Below are 22,967 nucleotides of genomic sequence, written 5' to 3'. Positions count from 1 at the left end.
ACGCTAGCTCTTGCGGAAACATTCTGCAATACCTTGCAAACACGCCCGCAACAAAGGGGACGCTTGCGCAAGGAGAGAGAGTTGACCGGCCCTCGCCCTACAGTCCGTCGCAGGCGCGCCCGGAAACCCGGCAGCTCGCCGGGCGGGACGGGGCGGACTCGATGTGGAAGCGCAGTCGCACCGACGCGCCACCCGCCAGATCCCGACCGCTGCGGTAGGTCAGGGTGCCGCCGACACCGCTGAACGTCCCCTGTGGAACGCCCACCAGCCAGGCCGCGACCACCCGACCACCCGGATAGTCCACCCGCGCCACCCAGTCGAGTTCGTCGCGCGAGGTGTTGCGGATCCGCAGTTCGGCGACGAAGCCGCCCTGGAAGCTGTTCGTCACCCGGTACCGCACCTCCAGCGGGGCCGGCGGCGCGGGCGCCGACGCCGTCGGGGAGGACGCGGCGGGTGACGGCGGCGCCGACGGCGACGGCGTGGGCGACGCGGTCGGGGTGGGGCTCGGTGGCCCCGTCCGGCGCGGCGACAGCCCCGGCACCGCCGGGGACGGCGGCGCCGATGCCTCCCGCCCCGCCGACGACGCCCGCTCCGGCACCGGTACGGCGGCCACCGGCGGCGGCTCCGGCGGCGCCGGCTGGAAGTCCGGCCCGGGGCCACGGTACGCGCCGACCGCGACGACGATCAGCACCACCATGATGCCGACGCCGATCGAGACCAGGATCCACGGCGAGGACGAGGCGACGGCGGCGGAGCCGCGGGGCGGGATCTGGCGCGGAGCGCGACGCATACCGGGCATATCTCTCCTCAGCGGACGGCTCGGCAAGCGTAACGATCTCCAGCTACGCCGAGCAGCGCCCACACCTGTGCTGACACCGGGTCAGCCGATCCCGCAGGTAGCGCCGTTGACCGTACATTGTGCCGGATATTCCCCACCCCCGGTACGGGTGAACCGGAGGTGCACCGACTGCTGCGCGCCGGCGCCGAGCTGACCGGTGCCGCTGAGCAGGTACCACCCGCTGCCCCTGATGGTCACCGAGACGCCCGGGCCGCTGGACGCGCGGACGCCCGTGACGCCACCGCCGAAGCGCAGCTCCACCTGCCAGTCGCTCGACCGGTCGGTGCCGTTGCGGACCACCAACTGCGCCTGGAAGGACTCCGCGTCGCCGCTGTCCTGGACCCGGTAGCTGGCGGAGACCGCACCGGTCTGGCCGGCCGGCGGCGCCTGGGCGGGAGCGCTCGGCGACCCGCTGGCGTGCGACGGCGCCAGCCCGGCCGAGGTATCCGCCGGACGTGCCGACGACGCGGTGGGCGGGGCCGACCCGGTCGGTGGAACCGATTCGGTGGGTGTGGCCGGCCGGGTCGGCGTGGCCGAGGCGGACGAGGTGGCGGGCGCCGTCGCCGGACCTCCCGGCTGCGCGGACCCGTCCGTCGTCGCGTGCGTCGGCAGGAGCATCGGCGGACCGGGCTCCCGGGCCGTCGGCCGCTCGGGGCCCCGGAACGACAGCAGCGCCACCACCAGCAGCACCGCCAGCACCGCGATACCGACCAGCGCCACCACCCAGGGCGCGGAGGCGATCATCCTGGGCAGCGTGCGCCCACCGGCAGCCCCGCCCGCGTCACCGCCGTCGCCGGCCGTACCCGCCCCGCCGGCCTCATCGCCGGTCGCGTCACCGGTCTTCGCACCCGTCGCGTCACCGGCGTCATCACCGGTCTTCGCGCCGGTCGCGTCACCGATCTCGTCGCCGGACGGCCGCACTGACATTGAGGTCCCCACTCGTCGTCGCCGACGCGACAGCCTAGTCACGCCGCCCCGGGCCACGAAACGGGCGGGGGGCGAACCGGCCCGACGGGTCGATCCGCCCGCCGGTACGGCGCCCGGCACCTGGCCGGTGGACGGTCCGGGCGGCACCGGCGGTGGCTCAGCCCGTCCGCACGACCGTGCAGATGGCCGGCCCGTCCTCGGTGCTGCGCAGCAGGTAGCGGTAGCGCTCGCCGGGCACCTGCCGGCCCTGGCTGTCCAGGAACTCCCAGCGCACCGCCACCTCGACGAGCAGTGCGGAAACCTGCTGCACCTGCTCGATGTCGGCGTGCGCGGCGACCAGCTCATGCTCGGTGTAGTCCGGCGCGGCGCCCACGAAGGACAGCGCCACCGCCGCCGGCGAGTGGAACGAGAAGCTGTAGGTGTCGGCCACCACCAGCCCGGGCAGGGCGTAACAGCGGGCGATCGCGGGCAGGTCCCCGGCGGTCAGGGCCACGCCGTACCGGTCGAAGAAATCCGCCAGCGTGTCGAGATCGGTGGAAGCAGTCACGCCGCAGACAGTTGCCGGTGCGCCGGTCGGTGAAACCTCAGCGCGGTGGGATCAGCACCTCGATCTCGCTGCCCAGCCGGGCACCACCGTGCAGGCCGAGGTCGTCGCCGCTCCAGAACCGACCCGGGTCGTACCAGTTCGGCCGCCGGCCCGCCGGCAGCAGCCCCATCGCCTCGTAGCTGACCGCCACGACCTCCGCGCAGTACGCGGTCTCCAGGGCCAGCTCCCGCACCGCCGGGGCGCGCCGCCGGGCCGGTGGCACCGGCAACCGCGGCGACGGCACCCGTCCCCGCAACCATCGCCAGGCCAGCTGGGCCGTGGACGGGAACGGCGTGCCGTCCAGCCTGGCGATCGTCCGTAGCACCGACCGCTCCATCTCCGCGTCGGCCGGCGGATCGAGCTGGCGCAGCCAGGCCCGCTGGCCGTACCGGTTCGCCCAGACGCAGACCGCGTCCCGCAGGTCGTGCAGCTGCACGCCACGCTGGTGGGTGCCGGTCCACATGTCCGGCAGTGAGCGACCCAACTCGGCATGCCACATCAGCGGCGGCATGTCGTCCAACACCACCGCCATGCCCACATGGTTGACCGGGCTGTTGGTGGTCAGCTGGATGGCGCGGTCGGGCACGCTGCGACCACGGAAGACCCACAGATCGCCGGTACGGGTCAGCTCCACCGCCTCGTCCAGCATGATGCTCATAGCGGACTACCCTAAGCGGATGCGGCGACGGGTGCGGTGGTGGAAGGTCCTCGGATTGGCCGGTCTGGCCGGTGTCGCGGCCTCCGGCGTGGTGATCGCCAGAGCGGAGCGGCGGCGGCGCGCGTACACCCCGGAGGAGATCCGGGCGCGACTGCGCGACCGGCACGCGGAGGCCACCTCGGTCTCCCGGGCCGACGAGGCCGGCTGAGGGTGACCCGCCCGCCGGTCAGTCCACCTCGACGTGGTTGCGGTCCCAGCGACCGCCCACCGGCTGGGTGTCCAGCCGCAGCGCCCCCTCGGCGTTGCCGGCGAGGTCGTTGTCCTCGACCCGACAGGAGACGCAGGCACCCCGCTCGGTGATCCACATTCCGTAGCTCTGGGTCGGGTGGGCGCCGTTGTCCCAGATCCGGTTGCCGCGCACCGTCGCGGAGTCGACGGGTGCGTTGACGGTGATGCCGGCCCGCAGCGGCGCCGCGGCGGGCAACTCGTACCCCATCCCCGGTGGTGGTATGTCCTCGTTCCACGCGGTGGCCGCGTCCGGCCGCAGCTCGGCCAGGTCCAGATCGGTGCCGGTGTTGCCGACCACCACCGCCACCCGACCCCCCACCCGCAGCACCTTGCCCCGGTGCCCGTCGGACGGCCAGTCCGCGGTCCGGTCCGTCATGGAACGACGGGCGTAACGGACCGAGTCACCCGCACCGGTGGCGGCCGGGGCGCACTGCCGCCCGTTGTTGCGGATCCGGTTGTTGACCAGCACCGCGTCGCGCATCGGCCGGTCCACCCGGATCGCGTCCAGCCCGTTGTCCCAGAACTCGTTGCTGTCGATCACCACGTCCGACGCGGGGCCCTGGTATCCGTTGCCCAGATCGTGCTGGTGGTAGCCGTGGCCGCCGTTGCCGCTGATCCGGTTGCCCCGGATGGCGTACGGCCCGGGGGTGTTGCCCATGCTGATCCCGTCGCGGACGTTACGGTCGATGACACAGTCGCCGAGAATGCCGCCCTGGCCGGCGATCCCCGCCGTGCCGTTGGCGGAGACGTCGAAGCCGGCCTCCAGGTTGCCGGTGAGGGTGCAGGCGGAGACGATCAGCCCGTCGGCGCCCCAGTCGGAGATGCCGAACCGGTTGGCCTGGCTGTGGCAGCCGATGATGCGGTACCCGCGCGGCGGCGTCCAGTACGGCTTCTGCAGCTCCAGGAAGATCCCGTTGGTGCCATTGCCGAGGGTGGTGCAGTTGCTGATGGTGCAGCGCTCCACCGCGCCCCAACCGCCGATGCCGATGCCGATGCCCGCTCCGCCCATCTCCTCGCCGTTGTCCAGTCGCCCGCAGCCGACCACCACCACGCCGTCGATCAGGCTGTCCTGGAGGAAGTCGCAGCCCAGCCCGGTGGCGCCGGTGTGGTGGATGTAAAGGTTGCGGAAGACTCCCCGCACGACGTACTGGAGGCCGAGCCCCTTGGCCAGGTAGTTGTACTCCGCCATGGCCACACCCGAACCGTCGATCTCGAAGTCGGCGAAGGTGCAGTCGGCGATGTGGCGATCCCGGTCGGCGCCGTGCTGCACCGTGGTCCAGAAGGCCAGCGGCGTCGGGTCGGCGCGGTTACCCTCGTTGCTCAGCAGGAACCGGGTCGCGCCCGACCCCGCGCCGAGCAGTGAGACCCCGCTGCGCCACACGGTGCCGGCGTCCCGGATCGAGTAGATCCCCGGCGGGCAGTAGATGACCCGCGCCCGGCCGTCGGCGGCGTAGCCCTCCCCGAGGCGGTCGACCAGGTCCGCCAGCGCCGGCTGGTCGTTGGTGACCCCGTCGCCCCGAAGTCCGAAATCGTGCGCGTCGCACCACAACGGCGCCCCGGCGACCGGAGCCGGGCGTTCGCGGGTGGCGATGGACCGGCCCTGCTGCCACACGGCCCCTCTCCCCTCGGTCGTCGGTTCCTGCCGACCGGGCTTTCCCGCTCCCCGCCCGACAACGCCTGCCCCGGACACCCGGTCCCGTGGGCACACGTCCCCAGGCCCGGGTATATCCGGATCGGTGCGGGCACATCGTGCCCGATGCGGCCACATCTGGTCGGTTGTCCGGTTTCCGCCAGGTCAGGCGGGTCGGGCGGGTCGGGCGGTGGCCTGGGTCACCCGCTAGGCGGAATCACGCCCCCGGCCCGGTCGTTATACATGGCGTAACCACGACGCCCCCCGGGCGCCGCAGCCCCGGGCCGGGCCGGGCCGGAATGACCCCGCCCCACCCCGCGTTACATCCCCCGGACGTCGCGAGCAGATCCCCCGCGGATCCCCGACGTATCCCCGAGCACCACCCCCCGTTCCCCGCGGCACACCCACACCCCCCGGGCTGTGCCGCGCACACCCCCGAACGAGAGGCGTGACTCATCATGCGTACCACCATCCTGCGCAAGACCGCCCTGACCATCGCCGCTACCGCCGCCACCGCCGGCGGCATCGCCGGACCCGCCATCACCGCCCACGCCGCACCCAGCACACCGACCAGCACCACCGTGGCCAAGGCCGACCGCAAACCCAGCAGCGAACGCGAACTCAACGTCCGCTACGAAGCCCAGCCCAACTTCTACTACTGCGGCCCCGCCGCCGCCCGCAACGCCCTCAGCGTCCAAGGCAAGAACATCGACGTCGACGCCATGGCCAAAACCATGGGCACCACCGAAGCCGGCACCAACTCCATCAACGACATCACCCCCGTACTGAACAAGGAGACCGGCAAGAACGTCTACACCTCCACCGCAATCTCCGCCCCCACCGCCGACGACAAGCAGACCGACAAGCTCCGCAACGACATCGTCCGCACCGTCGACGACGGCCGCGCCGTGGTCGCCAACATCGCCGGCACCGCCACCGACACCGACGGCACCCCCCACAGCTTCGAAGGCGGCCACTACATCAGCATCGTCGGCTACCGCGACGGCGGCCACACCGTCACCATCGCCGACTCCGCCGACCCCACCCAAGCCTCCTACCGCATGAACATCGACACCCTCGCCGACTGGATCGCCACCCGCGGCTACAGCGCCACCAGCTAACAACCAAACACCACCAAGAGCCGAAGGGCACGGCACCCCACCACACCACACCGCACCGCACCGCACGCGCCAGGCAGCAACATCAGGGATACTGCTGCGTCAGGCCGCCCACGAGGCAGCAACAACCCTGATATTGCTGCCTCGACCGAAGGCGGGCGCGTCCGAGGCCGAGGGCCGGGGTGGGCGCGGGTCAGGTGTCGTTCGGGGCGAGGAACTCCAGGCGGTTGCCGTGGGCGTCCCGGGTGTGAAAGCGGTGCAGCCCCGGCAGCTCGTCGTCACCCCAGGTGACCGGGTACCCGGCGGCGGTGAGCCGGGCGGCAAGGGTGTCGAGGGCGCCGAGGTCGGGCCAGAGCAGGGCGGGATGCGCCTTGCGGGCCGGGCGGAAGTCGTCCTCCACGCCCAGGTGCAGTTCGGCGCCGTACCCACGGAACCAGCAACCACCGCGGGCCGCAAGGGCCGGCGGCTTGGCGAGTTCGCTGAGGCCGAGGAGACCGACGTAGAAGGCCCGCGAGAGGTCTTCGGAGCCTCGCGGACAGGCGAGCTGAACATGGTGGATCATGGCGCACCTCCCGTCCACACGATGACACCGAGTTGCGCCAATAGCAAGACGGACGTACGGTTTTATTGACGGCGAGAATCGGCGGTAAGTGTTACCTAACCACGGCGGCACTCCGGCCGGTGCGACAGACTGCTCAGGACTACTCACGGTCGCTGGTGTGAAGGAGTACGACGTGGCGAGCCTCGACACCTTCGGTGCGAAGACCCAGCTACGCGTCGGAGACGCGAGCTACGAGATTTTCAAGATCAGCAAGGTGGAGGGGCACGAACGGCTCCCCTACAGCCTGAAGATCCTGCTGGAGAACCTGCTGCGGACCGAGGACGGCGCGAACATCACCGCCGAACACATCCGCCAGCTCGGCGCCTGGGATCCGACCGCGGACCCGAACGTCGAGATCCAGTTCACCCCGGCCCGGGTGCTGATGCAGGACTTCACCGGCGTACCGTGCGTGGTCGACCTGGCCACCATGCGTGAGGCCGTCCGCGACCTCGGCGGCGACCCGACGAAGGTGAACCCCCTCGCCCCCGCCGAGCTGGTCATCGACCACTCCGTCATCGCCGACCTGTTCGGCCGCGAGGACGCCTTCGCCCGCAACGTCGAGCTGGAGTACGCCCGCAACAAGGAGCGCTACCAGTTCCTGCGCTGGGGACAGAGCGCGTTCAACGAGTTCAAGGTCGTCCCCCCGGGCACCGGCATCGTGCACCAGGTCAACATCGAGTACCTGGCCCGCACGGTGATGGAACGCGGCGGCCAGGCGTACCCCGACACGGTGGTCGGCACCGACTCGCACACCACGATGGTCAACGGCCTCGGCGTGCTCGGCTGGGGCGTCGGCGGCATCGAGGCCGAGGCCGCCATGCTGGGCCAGCCGGTCAGCATGCTGATCCCCCGGGTGGTGGGCTTCAAGCTCGCCGGTGAGATGCCCGCCGGCACCACCGCCACCGACCTGGTGCTCACCATCACCGAGATGCTGCGCAAGCACGGCGTGGTCGGCAAGTTCGTCGAGTTCTACGGCCCCGGCGTGAGCGCCGTGCCGCTGGCCAACCGGGCCACCATCGGCAACATGTCCCCGGAGTACGGCTCCACGGTGGCGATCTTCCCGATCGACGCCGAGACCGTCCGCTACCTGGAGCTGACCGGCCGCGACCCACAGCAGGTCGCCCTGGTCGAGGCGTACGCCAAGGAGCAGGGCATCTGGCACGACCCGGACGCCGAGCCGGCGTACTCCGAGCATCTGGAACTCGACCTGGGCACCATCGAGCCCTCCCTCGCCGGCCCGAAGCGCCCGCAGGACCGGGTGCCGCTCGGCAACGCGAAGACCCTGTTCCGCTCCGCGCTCACCGACTACGTGGCCGCCGACGAGACCGGCGGGGACCGGGGGCGCGAGCCCGGCGTACCGCAGCAGGAGAAGCCGTTCGGTGCCAACGGCCCCGCCGACGAGGCCAGCGCCGAGTCGTTCCCGGCCAGCGACCCGCCGGCCAACGACGTGAGCGACCCGGCCGACGCCCCGCGTGACCTGGAGACCGCCGCCGTCGGCTCGGGCGGCCGGGCCAGCAACCCGGTCCGGGTCACCGGCGCCGACGGCGTCGAGTACGAGCTGGACCACGGCGCGGTGGTGATCGCCGCGATCACCTCCTGCACCAACACCTCCAACCCGCAGGTCATGATCGGCGCGGCGTTGCTCGCCCGCAACGCGGTGGACAAGGGCCTGAGCCGCAAGCCGTGGGTGAAGACCACCCTGGCGCCCGGCTCCAAGGTCGTCATGGACTACTACGAGCGGGCCGGTCTCACGCCGTACCTGGAGAAGCTCGGCTTCCACCTGGTCGGCTACGGCTGCACCACCTGCATCGGCAACTCCGGCCCGCTGCCGGAGGAGGTCTCCGCGGCGGTGAACGAGGCCGACCTCGCCGTCGTCTCGGTGCTCTCCGGCAACCGCAACTTCGAGGGCCGGATCAACCCGGACGTGAAGATGAACTACCTGGCCTCCCCGCCGCTGGTGGTCGCGTACGCCCTCGCCGGCACGATGGACCTCGACCTGGCCAACGAACCGCTCGGCGAGGACAGCGCGGGCAACCCGGTCTTCCTGCGCGACATCTGGCCGAGCACCGCCGAGATCCAGGACGTCATCGCCTCGGCCATCGGCGCGACCGGCTTCAGCGCCGCGTACGCCGACGTCTTCGCCGGCGACGAGCGCTGGCAGTCCCTGCCCACGCCGACCGGGGACACCTTCGCCTGGGACGGCGAGTCGACCTACGTCCGCAAGCCCCCGTACTTCGAGGGCATGGCGCACCAGCCGACGCCGGTAACCGACATCGGTCCGGCGCGGGTGCTGGCCAAGCTGGGCGACTCGGTGACCACCGACCACATCTCACCGGCCGGCTCCATCAAGGCCGACTCCCCCGCCGGGGTGTACCTCGCCGAGCACGGCGTGCCGCGGCACGAGTTCAACTCCTACGGCTCGCGCCGGGGCAACCACGAGGTGATGATCCGGGGCACCTTCGCCAACATCCGGCTGCGCAACCAGTTGGTCCCGGGTGTGGAGGGTGGCTTCACGGTCAACCACCTGACCGGCGAGCAGACCTCGATCTACGACGCCTCGATGGCGTACCAGGCCGAGGGCGTCCCGCTGGTCATCCTGGCCGGCAAGGAGTACGGTTCCGGCTCGTCGCGGGACTGGGCGGCCAAGGGCACCATGCTGCTCGGCGTCAAGGCGGTCATCGCCGAGTCGTACGAGCGGATCCACCGCTCCAACCTGATCGGCATGGGTGTGCTGCCGTTGCAGTTCCCGGCCGGGGAGAACGCCGACTCGCTGGGGCTCACCGGCACCGAGACGTTCACCATCACCGGGGTGACCGCGCTCAACGACGGCGCGACCCCGCGCACGGTGCAGGTCACCACCGACGGTGGCGTCGAGTTCGACGCGGTGGTGCGCATCGACACCCCGGGTGAGGCGGACTACTACCGGCACGGCGGCATCCTGCAGTACGTGCTGCGGCGCATGATCGGCGCCTGACGGACGACCCGAAGGGCTCCCACCCCGCGAGCGGGGTGGGAGCCCTTCGTCGTGCACCGGTCGGCGCCACCACCCGGCCGGCCGCCGCCTGGCTGGCCCCGCGTTACTCGGCGTGACGGGCGGCCCGGAGCTTCATGGCGTGCTCCACCAGCGTGATGAGCACCTCCTTGGCCGACTCCCGCTGCCGGGCGTCGCAGAGCAGCACCGGCACCTCCGGGTCGAGGTTCAGCGCGGCCTGCACCTCGTCGAGCCGGTACTGCCGCGCCCCCTCGAAGCAGTTCACCGCGACCACGAACGGCGTCCCCCGTCCCTCGAAGTAGTCGAGGGACGGGAAGCAGTCCGCCAGCCGGCGGGTGTCCGCCAGCACCACGCCACCGATCGCACCGAGCGCCAGCTCGTCCCAGACGAACCAGAACCGGTCCTGGCCCGGGGTGCCGAACAGGTACAGCACCAGGTCGTCGCCGATGGTGATCCGGCCGAAGTCCATCGCGACGGTGGTGGTCCGCTTCGCCTCCACGCCCGAGATGTCGTCGACGCCCACCCCCGATTCGGTCAGCACCTCCTCGGTGCGCAACGGGCGCGTCTCACTGACCGCGCCGACCAGCGTGGTCTTGCCCGCCCCGAAGCCGCCGGCGATCAGGATCTTGATCGCCGTGGGCAGCGCGGTCGCCCCCGGCTGCCGCTCAGAGTGCCCGTAGTCCATTGATAACCGCCTCGACAATGCTCTGGTCGGGTAGCCCGCCGGTGGTGTCCACCGTCATCCGGGTCACTGCTGCCCGTTGGTCTGCTCGGCTGACCGTGCCGGCGAGGAGACGTACGTGCCGACCCGGGTGACCAGCATCGCCATCTCGTACGCGATCAATCCGACGTCGGCGTCCTCGCTGGCCAGCACCGCGAGGCAGGCGTTGCGGCCGGCGGCGGTGACGAACAGGAACGAGGACCGCATCTCGATGATCGTCTGCCGCACCTCGCCGCCGCCGAACCGCTTGCCCGCACCGCGGGCCAGGCTCTGGATGCCGGCCGCCATGGCCGCCAGGTGCTCGCCGTCGTCGCGGCCGAGCCCCTGCGAGGAGGCCATCAGCAGACCGTCGGCGGACAGCGCGACCGCGTGCTCGGCCTGCCTGACCCGACCGACCAGATCATCCAGCAACCACGTCAGATCGGCACTCGGAGCCGTCTTCTGCGCCACGTCGTCGTCCTCTTCTCCTCGGCTCGTCGCCGTTGCTCATCCGGTCCTGAGACCATCCGCCGCCCGGCCAGCCGGGCCACCGGCCGGCTCGCGGGGCCACCGTCCGGCTCGCCGGGGCGCCTGCGCGGTCAGGTCGCCTGGTGGTCGGCGCCGTCGGAATCCTCCTGCCCGGACCGGTCCCCACCACCGAGCAGCCGGGCGGCTTCGGAGCGACCGCGCCGGGTGCCGGTCTGGTACGCGCTCATCATGCGCCGCACCCGTTCGGGTTCACGGATCACGCGGTCGCCCTCCTTTCCGGCCTCGGGCTCGGCCCGCAGACCCGGCGCCAGATTCGCCTGTCTCACCCGAACCGGCAGGCCGGCAACGGCAGGCCCGTCCTGCTCGGCGGTGACCGGCAGTCCGATCGGGATGGTCGGGGCGTCCAGGGCGGAGGAACGCGCTGGCCCACGCCGCGACCGGGTCGGCAGCCCGGCATTGTCGGCACCGACGCCGAGGTGGGCCTCTGCCGGGGCGTCCCGGCCGGGCCCGTCGACCGGCGCGGGGGCGTCGGCCCGGGTACCGCCCGGCTCGGCCCCGGTCACGGTGATCAGGGCGCTCGGGATCAGCACGACGGCGCTCGTCCCGCCGTACACGGACTCCGTGAGCCGCACCCGCACGCCGTGCCGGTCGCCCAGCCGGCTCACCACGTGCAGGCCCAGCCGGGACGCCTCGGCGCGGTTCGGCTCGCCACGCTCGGCCATGCGGTGGTTGGCGGCGGCGCGGTCCTCCTCGGTCATGCCGAGACCCCGGTCCTCGATCTCGATGGCGAAGCCGTTGGCGACCAGTTGCCCGCGCACCTCGACGGTGGTGTGGTGCGGGGAGAAGGAGAGCCCGTTCTCGATCAGCTCGGCGAGCAGGTGGATGGTGTCGCCGACCGCCCGGCCGGCCAGCGACACGCCGCCGATCGGGACCACGGTGACCCGGGTGTACTCCTCGACCTCGCCGACCGCGCCGCGGACCACGTCCATCATCGGCACGCTGTCGCGCCAGGTCCGGGCGGGCGTACCGCCGGAGAGCACGATGAGGTTCTCCGCGTTGCGTCGCGTCCGGGTGGCCAGGTTGTCGACGCGGAACAGCTCCACCAACTGCGCCGGGTCCTGCTCACGCCGCTGCATCGAGTCGAGCAGGGTGAGCTGGCGGTGCACCAGCGCCTGGGTACGCCGGGCCAGGTTCAGGAACACCTCGCGTACGGCCCGGCGCAGTTCGGCCTCCTCGCCGGCCGTGCGGACGGCGGCCTCCCGCCCGACGTCGGCGTCGCGCAGCCGCTGCGACTGCCGCGCCACCGCGCGCGTCGTGGTGACCGAGACGACCATCGCGGCGATGACCGCGAGCAGGCCGAGACCCGCGACGAGCACCAGCCGGACGACGATGCCGATCGCGACCGGCGTGGCCCGCTCGACGAGATCGTCGCCGCCGGCCAGGATCACGTCGCCGATCTCGATCAGTGCCGGGCCGGTGGTGTCGGACCATTCCGCGGCCGTGAACGGCAGGCGTGCGCCGTTGCCGCCGAGCATGAGCCGGTTCTCCAGGTCGGCCAACCGCCGGAAACTCGCACCGGCGGACATCTGCTCGTAGCGACGCTGGTCGGCCTCGGGCAGTCGGGCGACCGCCTGCTCCGCGACGAACCGGCGGGCACCCACGACGCGGGTGAACTGTGCCCGCTCGGCCGAGGTGATACGGCCGGCAGCCAGCGCCCCGGCGAGCAGGGCGTCCTCCTGGGACAGTAGTTCCCGGGCCCGGCTGAGCCGGATCAGCCGGGCGGCGTCCCCGGCGACCCGGGCGTCGTCGACGAGGCGCAGCTCGTCGTAGACCTCGTAGATCGATTGGATCAGCTCGGTGTACGCCGCACCGGCCGCGCCGCGCCCGATGCTGCGCCCGTCGACGCCGGCACGCGTCTCCGGCAGCGCCGCCAGTCGCTGTTCCAGCTCCGCGACGCGGTCGTGCAGCGCATCGTTGCCGAGCAGGTCGACCTGCCAGTGGTCGGTCGACTCGGCGAACTCGGCCGCCAGTTCGTCGGCGCGCTGGCGCAGCTGCGTCAGCTCCTCGCGCCGCGCCGCGTCCGGCCGGCCCAGGTACACCAGCGAGGCGCGCCGTTCGAGCTGCACCTGCAGTAGCAGCGGCTCGGTGGGATCGAACACCCGCACGTCGAGCGCCTGCACACCGAGAAGGTTGACTCCATCCCGGACGGTCACCCAGGCGGTGAACCCCCAGAGCGCGACCAGCAGGGCCAACAGGGACACCACCTTGGTACGCAGATTCGTACCGCGGGAACCCATCACACCGCCCCTGGCCCTGAGCTGATTGGTCGGTCGATCAGGAATGCGTTACGCACACCGACCCCGGCGCACGCTAACAGCGTCACAGCACCAACTCAAGCACTCGTGATCATGCCACCGGTCGGCCCGGGTCGCCGCGCCGGGAATGCGGGCCGTGACCGGTCTCCTTGTGCCAGGCTCAGGGGCATGGACGACAAGACCATCATGAGCCGGATCTCCGATCTGGTCGACGAGGAGCACCGGCTGCGCGCGCAGGCGCAGGTGAACGAGACGGGCACCGACGACGAGGCCCGCGCCCGACTGCGCGAGTTGGAGGAATCCCTCGACCAGTGCTGGGACCTGCTCCGCCGCCGCCGCGCCGCCCGGCAGGCGCACGGCGATCCGGAGGCACAGGGCGCCCGCCCGGTGCCGGAGGTCGAGCGGTACCTGCAGTAGCCGCGGACGGGCTCCGGGCGGCGGCCAGCCGTCGCCCGGAGCCCACGGTCAGCGCAGGCCGGCCTCGCGGCACAGCAGGTCGGTCAGCACCGCCGGGTCCGCGAGGCCCGGCGGCAGACCCCGGGCGACGAACCAGGTGGCGACGATCCGGACGTCCCGCGCCAGGAAGTCCCGGCCCTGCGGGTTCGCCACCACGTCGACCACCTGCGGCAGGTCGATCAGCGCCAGCCGCCCCGCGTGCACCAGCAGGTTGTACGGCGACAGGTCGCCGTGCGCGTACCCCGCCCGGGCCAGGACGACCAGCGCGTCGACCAGTTGCGCCCACAGCTCGCGCAACTCGGCCGGGGCGGGACGCAGTTCGGCGAGCCGTGGGGCGGCCAGCCCCGCGTCGGGATCGCCGAGGAACTCCAGCATCAGCTCGGTGCCCCGCAGCTGCACCGGGTACGGCACGGTGACCGTGCCGTACCGCTCGCCGATCTCCCAGAGCCGGCCCAGCGCGGCGAACTCCGCCGCCGCCCACTGCCCGGCGATCATCTGCCGGCCGAACGCGGTCCGCCCGGTCATCGCCCGCATCTCCCGGGAGCGGCGCACCCGGCGCCCCTCGAGATATCCGGCGTCGCGGTGGAAGAGCCGGTGCCGGGGATCCCGATAGCGTTTCGCCGCCAGGAGGCAGGACCGGTCGGTGCCGGGGACCGCCCGGCGCACCAGGTGGACGTCCGCCTCCTTACCGGTCTTGAGCACACCGAGATCGGTGTCCTTCGCGGCCAGCTCGGTGACCAGCCATGCCGGATGGGGTTGCGGGCCGTGCACCGCGTCGTCCCAGGAGGACCAGACCTCGTCGGTCGTCGGGTCGGGCTCGTCGTCGGGGTCGGTGGGAGCGGGGCCCGCCGGCCGGCCGCGCCTCAGGAAGGATGGTTCGTCGTCGTCGAAGCGGCGCCGGCCGCGGTTGCGGTGCTCGGGCTCCGGAAAGTCGTCATCGCGCATGGTGCTGGTGATCCCTTGGTCGAGGTACGGGGAGGCAGGAAGCGACCTGCGAAGACGGCCATGACCAACCCCCTCTCCTCGACCGGGCGCACGCCCGGGTGCACGATGCGCGGACCATGCTCGCGGCGCGCCGGGCGCCAGGTCAAGCGAATTACCGGTCGCTCACGCCATGATCTCGGCGATCGCGGCGATCACCGTGTCGACCGTCGCGGTGGGCGCGAACCGGGCGTCGGTCCAGGGACGACCCCGGTGCAGCCAGACGCTGGGCAGGCCGACGGCGGTGGCGCCGCCGATGTCCGCCTCCGGGCCGTCGCCGATCACCCAGGCACCGCGCAGCGGCATCCTGGCGCGCTGCGCGGCGAGCGCGAAGATCCGGGGGTTGGGCTTGCTGACCCCGGCCTCCTCGGAGATCACCCAGTCGGCGATGTACCGGTCCAGCCCGGTGCGCCGGATCTTGGCATCCTGCTGGCGTACGGCGCCGTTGGTCACCACCACCGGCATCCAGCCGGCGTCGTCGGCGATCCGCAACGCGCAGGCGACCAGCGGGTCCAGCCGGGTGAACTCGACGACCCCGTCGTGCAGCTCCTCGACCAGATCGATGGAGGGAATCCGCAGCCGGTAGCGGTCCCGGATGGCGTCCGCGACGTCCCAGCGATCGGTCAACCCATCGGCGTCGATGGACAGCAGCCACTCGATGTCGCGCGGCGGCGCTCCGATGCCGGTCAGGAAGCGCTCTGCCCAGGTGCGGAACGGCCCGGCTCGATCGAGCAGGGTGTTGTCCAGGTCCAGCAGGAGCAGCGGCACTCGGGCACCCTACGGGAATCCGGTGCCCCGCCGACAGGGCAGAAGGTTACGCGGTCGTGTCGGACAGGTACCGACGCCCGGTGCGGGCCCTGGTGTCCCACGTTCACGCAGCACCGGGCGCGTCGAGGGCTCGCCGTGGAGACCCCGCAAACGAAGCCGTACGTACGGTTTGCGTTACCCGGGGTGAGCTGACACGATCAGCACGTGCCCAGAGTAAGTCAGGACCAGCTCGACGCCCGCCGGCAGGAGATCCTCACCGCCGCGCGGGCCTGCTTCGCCCGGCACGGTTACGAGGGCGCGACCGTCCGCCGCCTCGAAGAGGCGACCGGGCTGTCCCGAGGGGCCATCTTCCACCACTTCCGGGACAAGGACTCCCTCTTCCTCGCCGTTGCCGAGGACGACGCGGCGGCGATGGTGGAGACGGTCGCCCGCAACGGTCTGGTCCAGGTGATGCGTGACCTGCTCGCCCGGGCGGTCTCCCCGGACACCACCGGCTGGCTGGGCAGTCAGCTGGAGGTGTCCCGGCGACTGCGTACCGACCCGGCCTTCGCCAAGCGCTGGGCCGAGCGGTCGGCGGCCATCGCCGAGGCGACCCGGGACCGGTTGGCCCGCCAGCGGGAGGCCGGCGTGCTCCGCGAGGACGTCCCGATCGACGTGCTGGCCCGCTTCCTCGAACTCGCCTACGACGGCCTGGTGCTGCACCTGGCCATGGGCCGTCCGGCCGGCGACCTGGGTGCCGTGCTCGATCTGGTCGAGGAGGCCGTACGCCGGCACTGACCTCCGCGGATAACGAGGAGATAACGGGGCGACCGGGGCGGGCGGATGGTGGCGTCGCCGCCGCACAATGAAGCCGCGTTCCTTCGCGCGACAGGAGCAGGCCATGGCGGGTTTCGCGGCAGACTTCGACACCTGGGGGATCCCCAGCAGCACCTTCCTCACGGTCTACCTGCTGGCGACGGTGGTCGCCGTCACCGCTGTGCTGATCCACCGCCGGGCACTGCTGGGCGGCCGGTCCGCACCCCCGGCCGACCAGCTCGGCCCGCAGCAGGTCGCCTACCTCAACGGTGGCGCGGACATCGCGGTCATGACCTCGCTCGGCGCGCTGCGCAGCCAGGGCGCGATCGGGGTGGACCCGGATCGCCGGCTGACCGCCGACGGCCCGCTCCCGCCCGCAGCCACCCCGCTCGACCGCGCCATCCACTACGCCGCCACCCAGGGCACCCACGCCCGGGACGTACGGCGTGCCGAGTGGGTCGACCGCGCCCTCACCGAGCTGCGCGACGGGCTGGACCAGCGGGGCCTGGCGCTCGGTCCGGACCGGCGGGCGGCCCTTCGCCAGGGTCCGCTGCTGCTGGTCGCGCTGCTGGCACTCGGTGTCGCCCGAATCATCGCCGGGCTGGCCAACGAGCGCCCGGTCGGGTACCTCGCGCTCATCGTGTGCATGCTCGCGGCGGTGACCACGGTGCTGTTCGTCCGGGTGCCCCGGCGCACCCGGGCGGCCGAGGCCGCCTTGCGGACCCTGCGCCAGCGCAACCGGCACCTCGCGCCCGCCTCGAACCCGGCGTACGCCACCTACGGTGCGGCGGGAGCGGCGATGGCGGTGGCGCTCTACGGCACCGCCACGATCTGGGCCCTCGACCCCACCTTCGCCCAGCAGGCCGAGATCCAGCGCCAGGCCGTGGCCGGCGGCTCCGGTTCCACCGGCGGCTGTGGTGGTGGCAGCACCGCGGGTGCGGACGGTGGCGGGGGCGGAGGCGGCGGGTGCGGGGGCGGATGCGGCGGCGGGTGCGGCGGATGAACGCGCCGCACGGCGTGGGCATCGGCTGGCGACCGGAGATCGCCGGGTTCGTCGCCGAGCTGCCCGGACTGCGTTTCGTCGAGGTGATCGCCGAGTCGGTGCCCACCGCCGGGCCGCCGCCCGACGGGCTGGCCGAGCTACGCGAACGCGGCGTCACCGTCGTACCGCACGGGGTGCGGCTCTCCCTCGGCGGCGCGGAGCCGGTCGAGCCGGCCCGGGTGAGCCACCTGGCGGCGGTCGCGGAGCTGCTGGCGGCCCCGCTGGTCAGCGAGCACATCGCCTTCGTCCGGGCCGGCGGCCTCGAGGCCGGGCATTTGCTGCCGCTGCCGCGCAGCCGGGAGGCGGTGGACGCGGTCTGCGCCAACGTCGCGCGGACGCAGGCGGAGCTGCCGGTGCCGATCGCGCTGGAGCCGATCGCGGCGCTGTTCGACTGGCCGGACGACGAACTCGACGAGGCGGCGTTCCTGGGCGAGATCCTGGAGCGTACCGACGCGCTGCTGCTGCTCGACATCGCCAACGTGCACGCCAACGCGCGCAACCGGGGCACCGACCCCCTCGCCCTGCTGGACCGGCTGCCGCTGGACCGGGTGGCGTACGTGCACGTCGCCGGCGGCGCCGAGCACGGCGGCTTCTACCACGACACGCACACCGACCCGGTCGGCCGGGAGGTGCTGGACCTGCTCGCCGAGCTGTGCGCCCGGCACCGCCCACCGGCGGCCCTGCTGGAGCGCGACGGGCACTACCCCCCGGCGGCCGAGCTGCGCGCCGAGTTGGACGCCGTCGCCGCCGCCTGCGGTTACCCGGCGGTGACATGAGCGAGCGACAGCGAGCGAATCATCGGCACAGCGCGATGGTGCCTCAGGGCGGCACGCAGCGCAGCGGAGTGCCGTCATGAGCAAACGGCAGCGAGCGGATCATCGGCACAGCGCACTGGCGTCGCGCCAGGCGGAGCTGGTCGTGGCCCTGGTGGCGGGTGGCCCTCCGCCACCCGGCTTCGCGCCCGAACCGCTGGCCGCCGCCCGCGCCGCGCTGCTGCGTAAACGGGCCGGTGAGGTCGCCCGGCACTGGCCGTTGCTCGCCGCCGGGCTCGGCACCGGATGGCCGGCGGTCTTCTTCGAGTGGGCGGCGCGGCGACCGACCGGAGGTGGGCTGCGCGACGGCTGGGATCTGGCCCGCGCGCTGCGCGACCGCGCGGAGCTGCCGGCGCTGGGCGCCGAGGAACTCGCCGTCCGGGAGGCGGGCTTCCGCTACGACGGACGACGGGCACCGCGCCGACGCCGCGCCCCCGCCGTCGCCCGGGCCGGCAACGCCGTCGCCATCCAGCTCGCCGGCCGGGTACGCCTGCTGAGAAGCGGAGTCCCTGCCGAACGCCTTCGGTAGGCACGTCAACACCGAGGCTGAAGCCGGGCAGGTCCCGGATGGCCGGACCGGTCTCGCTCGGGCAGGATCGTCGGCATGGATCTCGGACTGACCGATCGGGTGTACGTGCTCACCGGTGCCTCCCGTGGGCTCGGCTACGCCACCGCGCAGTGCCTGGTGGCCGACGGTGCCCGGGTGGTGCTCTCCGCCCGGCACGACGACGCGGTGGCCGCCGCCACGGCCGGCCTCGGCGGGGCCGACCGGGCCGTCGGCATCACCGCCGACCTGGCGGACCCGGCAACACCCGAACGGCTGCTGGACGCCGCGCAGAGCCACTTCGGTCGCGTCGACGGCGCCCTGGTCTCCGTCGGCGGGCCGCCCGCCGGCAGCGCCGCCTCGATCGACGACGAGCAGTGGCGGCAGTCGTTCGAGACGGTCTTCCTCGGCAGCGTCCGCACGGTGCGTACGATCGCCGCCGCGCTGCCCGACGGCGGCGCGATCGCGCTGGTGCTCTCCACCTCGGCCCGCAGCCCGGTGCCCGGACTGGGCATCTCCAACGGGCTGCGGCCCGGCCTGGCCGGCGTCGCCAAGGACATCGCCGACGAGTACGGCCCGCGCGGCGTACGCGTGGTCGGGCTGTTGCCGGGCCGGATCCTGACCGACCGCAACCGGGAGCTGTTCGCCGCCACCGGCGACCCCGACCGGGCCCGGGCCGAGGCGGAGGCCGGCATCCCGCTGCGACGCATCGGCGACCCGGCCGAGTTCGGCCGGGTGGCGGCGTTCGTGCTCTCCCCTGCGGCCAGCTACCTCACCGGGATCACCGTCCCGGTCGACGGTGGCGCGCTGCGCGGCCTGTGACGAGCGGGCCGGGCGACGGCCGGCCGGCGCGGTCGAACCCGCGCCCGAGCCGTGCGGAACTGGCGGCGGCCGTCGACAAGACCCTGCCGGACGTCATCGCCGACGAGCTGGAGGTGCTCTTCGTCGGGATCAACCCGGGACTGTGGTCGGCGGCGACCGGGTGGCACTTCGCCCGCCCCGGCAACCGGTTCTGGCCGGCGCTGCACCGGGGCGGGTTCACCCCGCGCCTGCTGCACCCCAACGAGCAGGACGCCCTGCCGGGGCTCGGGCTGGGCATCACCAACGTGGCCGCCCGGGCCACCGCCCGCGCCGACGAGCTGACCGCCGCCGAGTTGGTCGACGGGGCGCGGGAGCTGACCGGCAAGGTGGCCCGCTACCGGCCCCGCTGGGTGGCGGTGGTCGGGGTGACCGCGTACCGCATCGGCTTTGCCCGGCCGAAGGCCGGGTTCGGGCCGCAACCGGAGCCGCTGGCCGGAGCCCGGCTCTGGGTGCTGCCCAACCCCAGCGGCCTGAACGCGCACTACACCCCGCAGACGCTCGCCGCCGCCTTCGCCGAGCTGCGCGAGGCCACCCGGCCGAAGTGAGCGACGCGGCAGGCGACAACATCGGGGATGTTGCTGTGTCAGCCCGTAGCCGAGGCAGCAACATCCCCGATGTTGCTGCCTCGGCCGAGGGCACGGAGAGCGCCGCCGCACGGACGGTGGTGTGGGGCTCCGGCCCGGCGGGCGGTGTCTAGTTGGCGGCGGCGGGGGGTAGGGCCTCGTCGGCCAGGTATTCGCGGGTCGGGATGATCACCGGCTCGGGACCGGTCGCGTCGGCGTACGGGATGGGCGAGTCGGTCACCGCGAACTGGGTGCGGTACAGCTCGGCGTAGAGGCCGCCGACGGCGACCAGTTCGTCGTGGCGGCCCCGTTCGACGATGCGCCCCTCGTCGAGCACCAGGATCTGGTCGGCGTCGCGGACGGTGGAGAGCCGGTGCGCGATGACCAGGGCCGTACGCCCGGTCAGCGCCACCGACAGCGCCCGCTGCACGGCCGCCTCGCTCTCCGAATCCAGGTGCGCGGTCGCCTCGTCGAGGATGACGATGGACGGCGCCTTCAACAACAACCGGGCGATGGCGATGCGCTGCTTCTCGCCGCCGGAGAAGCGGTAGCCGCGTTCGCCGACGGTGGTGTCCAGCCCGTCGGGCAGCGCGCGAACCAGGTCGGCGACCTGCGCACCGGCGAGCGCGGCCCACAGCTCGTCGTCGGTCGCGTCCGGCTTGGCGTAGCGCAGATTCTCCGCGATGGTCTCGTGGAACAGGTGGGAATCCTGCGTGACCACGCCGATCGCGTCGCGCAGCGAGTCGGCGGTGGCGTCGCGCACGTCGACCCCGCCGACCAGCACCTGCCCGTCGGTCACGTCGTAGATGCGGGAGATCAGCATGGACAGCGTCGACTTGCCGGCCCCGGAGGGGCCGACCAGGGCCACCATCTGACCGGGCTCGACCCGGAAGGACACGCCCCTGAGCACCGGTTCGTTGACCGTACGGTCCAGCGTGGTGACCTCCTCCAGCGACGCGAGGGAGATCTCCGCGGCGCTCGGGTAGCGGAAACGCACGTCGCGGAACTCGACGGTGCCGGCGCCGCGGGGCACCCGCACCGCGTCGGGCCGTTCCTTGATCCCCGGCTCCAGGTCGAGCACCTCGAAGACCCGGTCGAACGAGACCAGGGCGCTCATCACGTCGACGCGGACGTTGCTCAACGCGGTCAGCGGACCGTAGAGGCGGGTGAGCAGCAACGCCAGGGTGACGACCGTGCCGGCGCTGACGTCGCCGCGGACCGCCAACCAGCCGCCGAGGCCGTAGGTCAGGGCCTGGGCCAGCGACGCCACCAGCAGCATCGCCACGAAGAACGTCCGCGAGTACATCGCGGAGGTGATGCCGATGTCGCGGACCCGCTCGGCGCGGGCGGCGAAGCGGCCGGCCTCCACGTCCGGCCGGCCGAAGAGCTTCACCAGCAGCGCGCCGGCGACCCCGAACCGCTCGGTCATGGTCGCGTTCATCTTGGCGTCGAGGTTGTACGACTCGCGGGTGATCTCGGCCAGCCGTCGGCCGACCCGGCGGGCGGGGATGATGAACACCGGCAGCAGCACCAGCGAGAGCGCGGTGATCTGCCAGGAGAGGGTGAGCATCACCACGGCGGTCAGCACCAGTTGGATCACGTTGCTGACCACGCCCGACAGCGTCGAGGTGAACGCCCGCTGGGCGCCCTGCACGTCGTTGTTGAGCCGGCTGACCAGCGCACCGGTCTGGGTGCGGGTGAAGAACTGCAGCGGCATCCGCTGCACGTGGTCGTAGACCCGGGTGCGCAGGTCGAGGATGATGCCCTCGCCGATGCGCGCCGAATACCACCGCTGGGCGAGCGAGAGCAGCGCGTCGGCGACGGCGAGCGCGGCGATGAACAGGGCCAGCCGGATCACCAGCGCGCCCGCCTCGGAGCCGCCCCGGGTGATCGCGTCGATGACGTTGCCGGCGAGCAGCGGGGTGGCCACCCCGATCACCGCGGCGATCACGACCGTCAGCAGGAAGACGACGATGTCGCGCCGGTAGGGCCGGGCGAAGGCGACGATCCGCCGGGCGACGCCGCGTTGCAGACGGTGCGTGGAGACGTCATCCTGGCTGCGCATCGACCGGAGCATGCTCCAACCGCCCATGCCGCCAGCGGCCATCGGGTTGGACACACTCACCTCCGGGTCGCCGGGCGCCGTACGCCGTCGGGAACAATTCTCCCGATGACTACGACAACCTCGTGAGTAACCCGGATCTTCCCGAACGGTCCTTACTATTCTCCCTGTCCGGCGAGATCACGTAGCCGTCGGGTCTGTGCCTCCCGCTCGGCCCGCTGCTGCTCGGCGTGGGTACGCCCGGTGGCTCCGGCGAGCAGCGCCTTGATCTCCACCACGGCGTCCCGCTGGTGGGCGAGCAGCCCGGCGGTGAGATCACGCACCGCGCCCGCCAACTCGGAGTTGGGCACGACGAGGGTGGCCAGGCCGATCCGGTCCGCCTCGGCGGCGTCCATCCGCCGGCCGGTGGCGCAGATCTCCAGCGCGCGGGCGTAGCCGACCAGCTCGACCAGGCGCTTGGTGCCCGCCAGATCCGGCACCAGGCCCAACGTGACCTCGGCCATCGAGAACCGGGCATCCTCGGCCAGCACCCGCAGGTCACAGGCGAGGGCGAGCTGGAAACCGGCGCCGATGGCGTGCCCCTGCACGGCGGCTATAGAGATCACGTCCGGCCGGCGCAGCCAGGTGAAGCCACCCTGGTAGTCGGCGATCCGATCCGCGCACTCCTGCTCGGGCAGGGTCGTCAGCTCGGCGAAGGAGCCGGGCCCGGAGGCACCGGCCACCGACAGATCGAGCCCGGCGGAGAACGCGCGCCCCTCGCCGCGTACGACGACCACCCGCACGTCGCCGGGAAGATCCCGGGAGAAGTCGCTCATCGCGCGCCACATCGCCGGGGTCTGCGCGTTGAGCACGTCGGGCCGGCACAGGGTGACCGTCGCGACCGGCCCGTCGCATTCCAGCCGGACCCCGGTCGCCTCGGCGGTCACCGGGCGGCCCGGGTC

General features: G+C 72.7%; 23 protein-coding genes. 10 read left to right on the top strand and 13 right to left on the bottom strand.

Features of this window, described 5'->3' with window-relative positions:
- Positions 1-97: 97 nt before the first annotated feature.
- From O7615_RS23120 to O7615_RS23105, 4 genes are all read right to left on the bottom strand, one after another.
- A complete protein-coding gene (locus O7615_RS23120; protein ID WP_278179888.1) occupies positions 98-790 on the bottom strand; it encodes a cellulose binding domain-containing protein in 693 nt (230 codons plus the stop codon).
- 90 nt (positions 791-880) lie between these two features.
- Entirely contained in the window at positions 881-1,765 is an 885-nt protein-coding gene (locus O7615_RS23115; protein WP_278179887.1) for a hypothetical protein, read from the bottom strand.
- Between the two features lie 157 nt (positions 1,766-1,922).
- Positions 1,923-2,312, bottom strand: a complete 390-nt coding sequence (locus O7615_RS23110; RefSeq protein WP_278179886.1) for a hypothetical protein — start codon at positions 2,310-2,312, stop codon at positions 1,923-1,925.
- A gap of 37 nt (positions 2,313-2,349) precedes the next feature.
- Positions 2,350-3,009, bottom strand: a complete 660-nt coding sequence (locus O7615_RS23105; protein ID WP_278179885.1) for a hypothetical protein — start codon at positions 3,007-3,009, stop codon at positions 2,350-2,352.
- 19 nt (positions 3,010-3,028) lie between these two features.
- Here O7615_RS23105 and O7615_RS23100 point away from each other — a divergent pair, with 19 nt between their 5' ends.
- The gene (locus O7615_RS23100) at positions 3,029-3,217 is read left to right on the top strand and encodes a hypothetical protein (protein WP_278179884.1); all 189 of its coding nucleotides are present in this window, start codon (positions 3,029-3,031) and stop codon (positions 3,215-3,217) included.
- Positions 3,218-3,235: 18 nt separating this feature from the next.
- Here the strand turns inward: O7615_RS23100 and O7615_RS23095 are convergent, their stop codons facing one another.
- On the bottom strand, positions 3,236-4,909 hold the full coding sequence (locus tag O7615_RS23095) for a right-handed parallel beta-helix repeat-containing protein (RefSeq protein WP_278179883.1): 1,674 nt from the start codon (positions 4,907-4,909) through the stop codon (positions 3,236-3,238).
- A gap of 476 nt (positions 4,910-5,385) precedes the next feature.
- Here O7615_RS23095 and O7615_RS23090 point away from each other — a divergent pair, with 476 nt between their 5' ends.
- Entirely contained in the window at positions 5,386-6,048 is a 663-nt protein-coding gene (locus tag O7615_RS23090) for a C39 family peptidase (protein WP_278179381.1), read from the top strand.
- 190 nt (positions 6,049-6,238) lie between these two features.
- Here O7615_RS23090 and O7615_RS23085 read toward each other — a convergent pair whose 3' ends face one another.
- Positions 6,239-6,607: a VOC family protein gene (locus O7615_RS23085; RefSeq protein WP_278179882.1), complete on the bottom strand. Its 369-nt coding sequence runs from the start codon at positions 6,605-6,607 to the stop codon at positions 6,239-6,241.
- Positions 6,608-6,764: 157 nt separating this feature from the next.
- Here O7615_RS23085 and O7615_RS23080 point away from each other — a divergent pair, with 157 nt between their 5' ends.
- Entirely contained in the window at positions 6,765-9,620 is a 2,856-nt protein-coding gene (locus tag O7615_RS23080; protein ID WP_278179881.1) for an aconitate hydratase, read from the top strand.
- A 103-nt stretch (positions 9,621-9,723) separates the two neighbouring features.
- On the opposite strand, the gene O7615_RS23075 is transcribed toward O7615_RS23080, so the two are convergent.
- The 3 genes from O7615_RS23075 to O7615_RS23065 form a co-directional block, all read right to left on the bottom strand.
- A complete protein-coding gene (locus O7615_RS23075; protein ID WP_278179880.1) occupies positions 9,724-10,323 on the bottom strand; it encodes an ATP/GTP-binding protein in 600 nt (199 codons plus the stop codon).
- Positions 10,324-10,386: 63 nt separating this feature from the next.
- Positions 10,387-10,809: a roadblock/LC7 domain-containing protein gene (locus tag O7615_RS23070; protein ID WP_278179879.1), complete on the bottom strand. Its 423-nt coding sequence runs from the start codon at positions 10,807-10,809 to the stop codon at positions 10,387-10,389.
- 128 nt (positions 10,810-10,937) lie between these two features.
- Entirely contained in the window at positions 10,938-13,091 is a 2,154-nt protein-coding gene (locus O7615_RS23065; protein ID WP_278179878.1) for a nitrate- and nitrite sensing domain-containing protein, read from the bottom strand.
- A gap of 219 nt (positions 13,092-13,310) precedes the next feature.
- Between O7615_RS23065 and O7615_RS23060 the strand changes: the two genes are divergently transcribed.
- Positions 13,311-13,559 (top strand): DUF2630 family protein, encoded by a 249-nt coding sequence (locus O7615_RS23060; protein ID WP_278179877.1) that lies wholly within the window; start codon positions 13,311-13,313, stop codon positions 13,557-13,559.
- A 48-nt stretch (positions 13,560-13,607) separates the two neighbouring features.
- On the opposite strand, the gene O7615_RS23055 is transcribed toward O7615_RS23060, so the two are convergent.
- Both O7615_RS23055 and O7615_RS23050 read right to left on the bottom strand, forming a co-directional pair.
- Positions 13,608-14,543, bottom strand: a complete 936-nt coding sequence (locus O7615_RS23055) for an RIO1 family regulatory kinase/ATPase (protein WP_278179876.1) — start codon at positions 14,541-14,543, stop codon at positions 13,608-13,610.
- Positions 14,544-14,705: 162 nt separating this feature from the next.
- Positions 14,706-15,347, bottom strand: a complete 642-nt coding sequence (locus O7615_RS23050; RefSeq protein ID WP_278179875.1) for an HAD family hydrolase — start codon at positions 15,345-15,347, stop codon at positions 14,706-14,708.
- Between the two features lie 204 nt (positions 15,348-15,551).
- Here O7615_RS23050 and O7615_RS23045 point away from each other — a divergent pair, with 204 nt between their 5' ends.
- The 6 genes from O7615_RS23045 to mug all read left to right on the top strand — a co-directional run bounded on the left by O7615_RS23045 (position 15,552) and on the right by mug (position 19,946).
- Complete coding sequence (locus tag O7615_RS23045; protein WP_278179874.1) at positions 15,552-16,124, top strand: TetR/AcrR family transcriptional regulator; 573 nt, start codon at positions 15,552-15,554, stop codon at positions 16,122-16,124.
- Between the two features lie 103 nt (positions 16,125-16,227).
- On the top strand, positions 16,228-17,145 hold the full coding sequence (locus tag O7615_RS23040) for a TIGR04222 domain-containing membrane protein (RefSeq protein WP_278179873.1): 918 nt from the start codon (positions 16,228-16,230) through the stop codon (positions 17,143-17,145).
- Entirely contained in the window at positions 17,142-17,960 is an 819-nt protein-coding gene (locus O7615_RS23035) for a DUF692 domain-containing protein (protein WP_278179872.1), read from the top strand. The genes O7615_RS23040 and O7615_RS23035 overlap by 4 nt, the downstream gene beginning before the upstream one ends.
- 76 nt (positions 17,961-18,036) lie before the next feature.
- Positions 18,037-18,525 (top strand): hypothetical protein, encoded by a 489-nt coding sequence (locus O7615_RS23030; protein WP_278179871.1) that lies wholly within the window; start codon positions 18,037-18,039, stop codon positions 18,523-18,525.
- Positions 18,526-18,600: 75 nt separating this feature from the next.
- Positions 18,601-19,362, top strand: a complete 762-nt coding sequence (locus O7615_RS23025) for an SDR family oxidoreductase (RefSeq protein ID WP_278179870.1) — start codon at positions 18,601-18,603, stop codon at positions 19,360-19,362.
- On the top strand, positions 19,359-19,946 hold the full coding sequence (gene mug, locus O7615_RS23020; RefSeq protein WP_278179869.1) for a G/U mismatch-specific DNA glycosylase: 588 nt from the start codon (positions 19,359-19,361) through the stop codon (positions 19,944-19,946). The genes O7615_RS23025 and mug overlap by 4 nt, the downstream gene beginning before the upstream one ends.
- A gap of 148 nt (positions 19,947-20,094) precedes the next feature.
- Here the strand turns inward: mug and O7615_RS23015 are convergent, their stop codons facing one another.
- Together O7615_RS23015 and O7615_RS23010 are read right to left on the bottom strand one after the other, a co-directional pair.
- The gene (locus O7615_RS23015; RefSeq protein WP_278182201.1) at positions 20,095-22,071 is read right to left on the bottom strand and encodes an ABC transporter ATP-binding protein; all 1,977 of its coding nucleotides are present in this window, start codon (positions 22,069-22,071) and stop codon (positions 20,095-20,097) included.
- A 113-nt stretch (positions 22,072-22,184) separates the two neighbouring features.
- Positions 22,185-22,952 (bottom strand): enoyl-CoA hydratase/isomerase family protein, encoded by a 768-nt coding sequence (locus O7615_RS23010; protein WP_278179868.1) that lies wholly within the window; start codon positions 22,950-22,952, stop codon positions 22,185-22,187.
- Between the last annotated feature and the right edge of the window lie 15 nt (positions 22,953-22,967).

The organism is Micromonospora sp. WMMD1082, from assembly GCF_029626175.1.
Classification (GTDB): domain Bacteria; phylum Actinomycetota; class Actinomycetes; order Mycobacteriales; family Micromonosporaceae; genus Micromonospora.
This window is presented reverse-complemented; position numbering and strand designations above follow the sequence as displayed.

Bases quoted from the DNA above. Each gene is read 5' to 3' on its own strand.
- O7615_RS23120 (WP_278179888.1), bottom strand. From the start codon at position 790: ATGCGTCGCGCTCCGCGCCAGATCCCGCCCCGCGGCTCCGCCGCCGTC.
- O7615_RS23115 (WP_278179887.1), bottom strand. From the start codon at position 1,765: ATGTCAGTGCGGCCGTCCGGCGACGAGATCGGTGACGCGACCGGCGCG.
- O7615_RS23105 (WP_278179885.1), bottom strand. From the start codon at position 3,009: ATGAGCATCATGCTGGACGAGGCGGTGGAGCTGACCCGTACCGGCGAT.
- O7615_RS23100 (WP_278179884.1), top strand. From the start codon at position 3,029: ATGCGGCGACGGGTGCGGTGGTGGAAGGTCCTCGGATTGGCCGGTCTG.
- O7615_RS23090 (WP_278179381.1), top strand. From the start codon at position 5,386: ATGCGTACCACCATCCTGCGCAAGACCGCCCTGACCATCGCCGCTACC.
- O7615_RS23085 (WP_278179882.1), bottom strand. From the start codon at position 6,607: ATGATCCACCATGTTCAGCTCGCCTGTCCGCGAGGCTCCGAAGACCTC.
- O7615_RS23075 (WP_278179880.1), bottom strand. From the start codon at position 10,323: ATGGACTACGGGCACTCTGAGCGGCAGCCGGGGGCGACCGCGCTGCCC.
- O7615_RS23060 (WP_278179877.1), top strand. From the start codon at position 13,311: ATGGACGACAAGACCATCATGAGCCGGATCTCCGATCTGGTCGACGAG.
- O7615_RS23055 (WP_278179876.1), bottom strand. From the start codon at position 14,543: ATGCGCGATGACGACTTTCCGGAGCCCGAGCACCGCAACCGCGGCCGG.
- O7615_RS23040 (WP_278179873.1), top strand. From the start codon at position 16,228: ATGGCGGGTTTCGCGGCAGACTTCGACACCTGGGGGATCCCCAGCAGC.
- O7615_RS23035 (WP_278179872.1), top strand. From the start codon at position 17,142: ATGAACGCGCCGCACGGCGTGGGCATCGGCTGGCGACCGGAGATCGCC.
- O7615_RS23030 (WP_278179871.1), top strand. From the start codon at position 18,037: ATGAGCAAACGGCAGCGAGCGGATCATCGGCACAGCGCACTGGCGTCG.
- O7615_RS23025 (WP_278179870.1), top strand. From the start codon at position 18,601: ATGGATCTCGGACTGACCGATCGGGTGTACGTGCTCACCGGTGCCTCC.
- O7615_RS23015 (WP_278182201.1), bottom strand. From the start codon at position 22,071: ATGGCCGCTGGCGGCATGGGCGGTTGGAGCATGCTCCGGTCGATGCGC.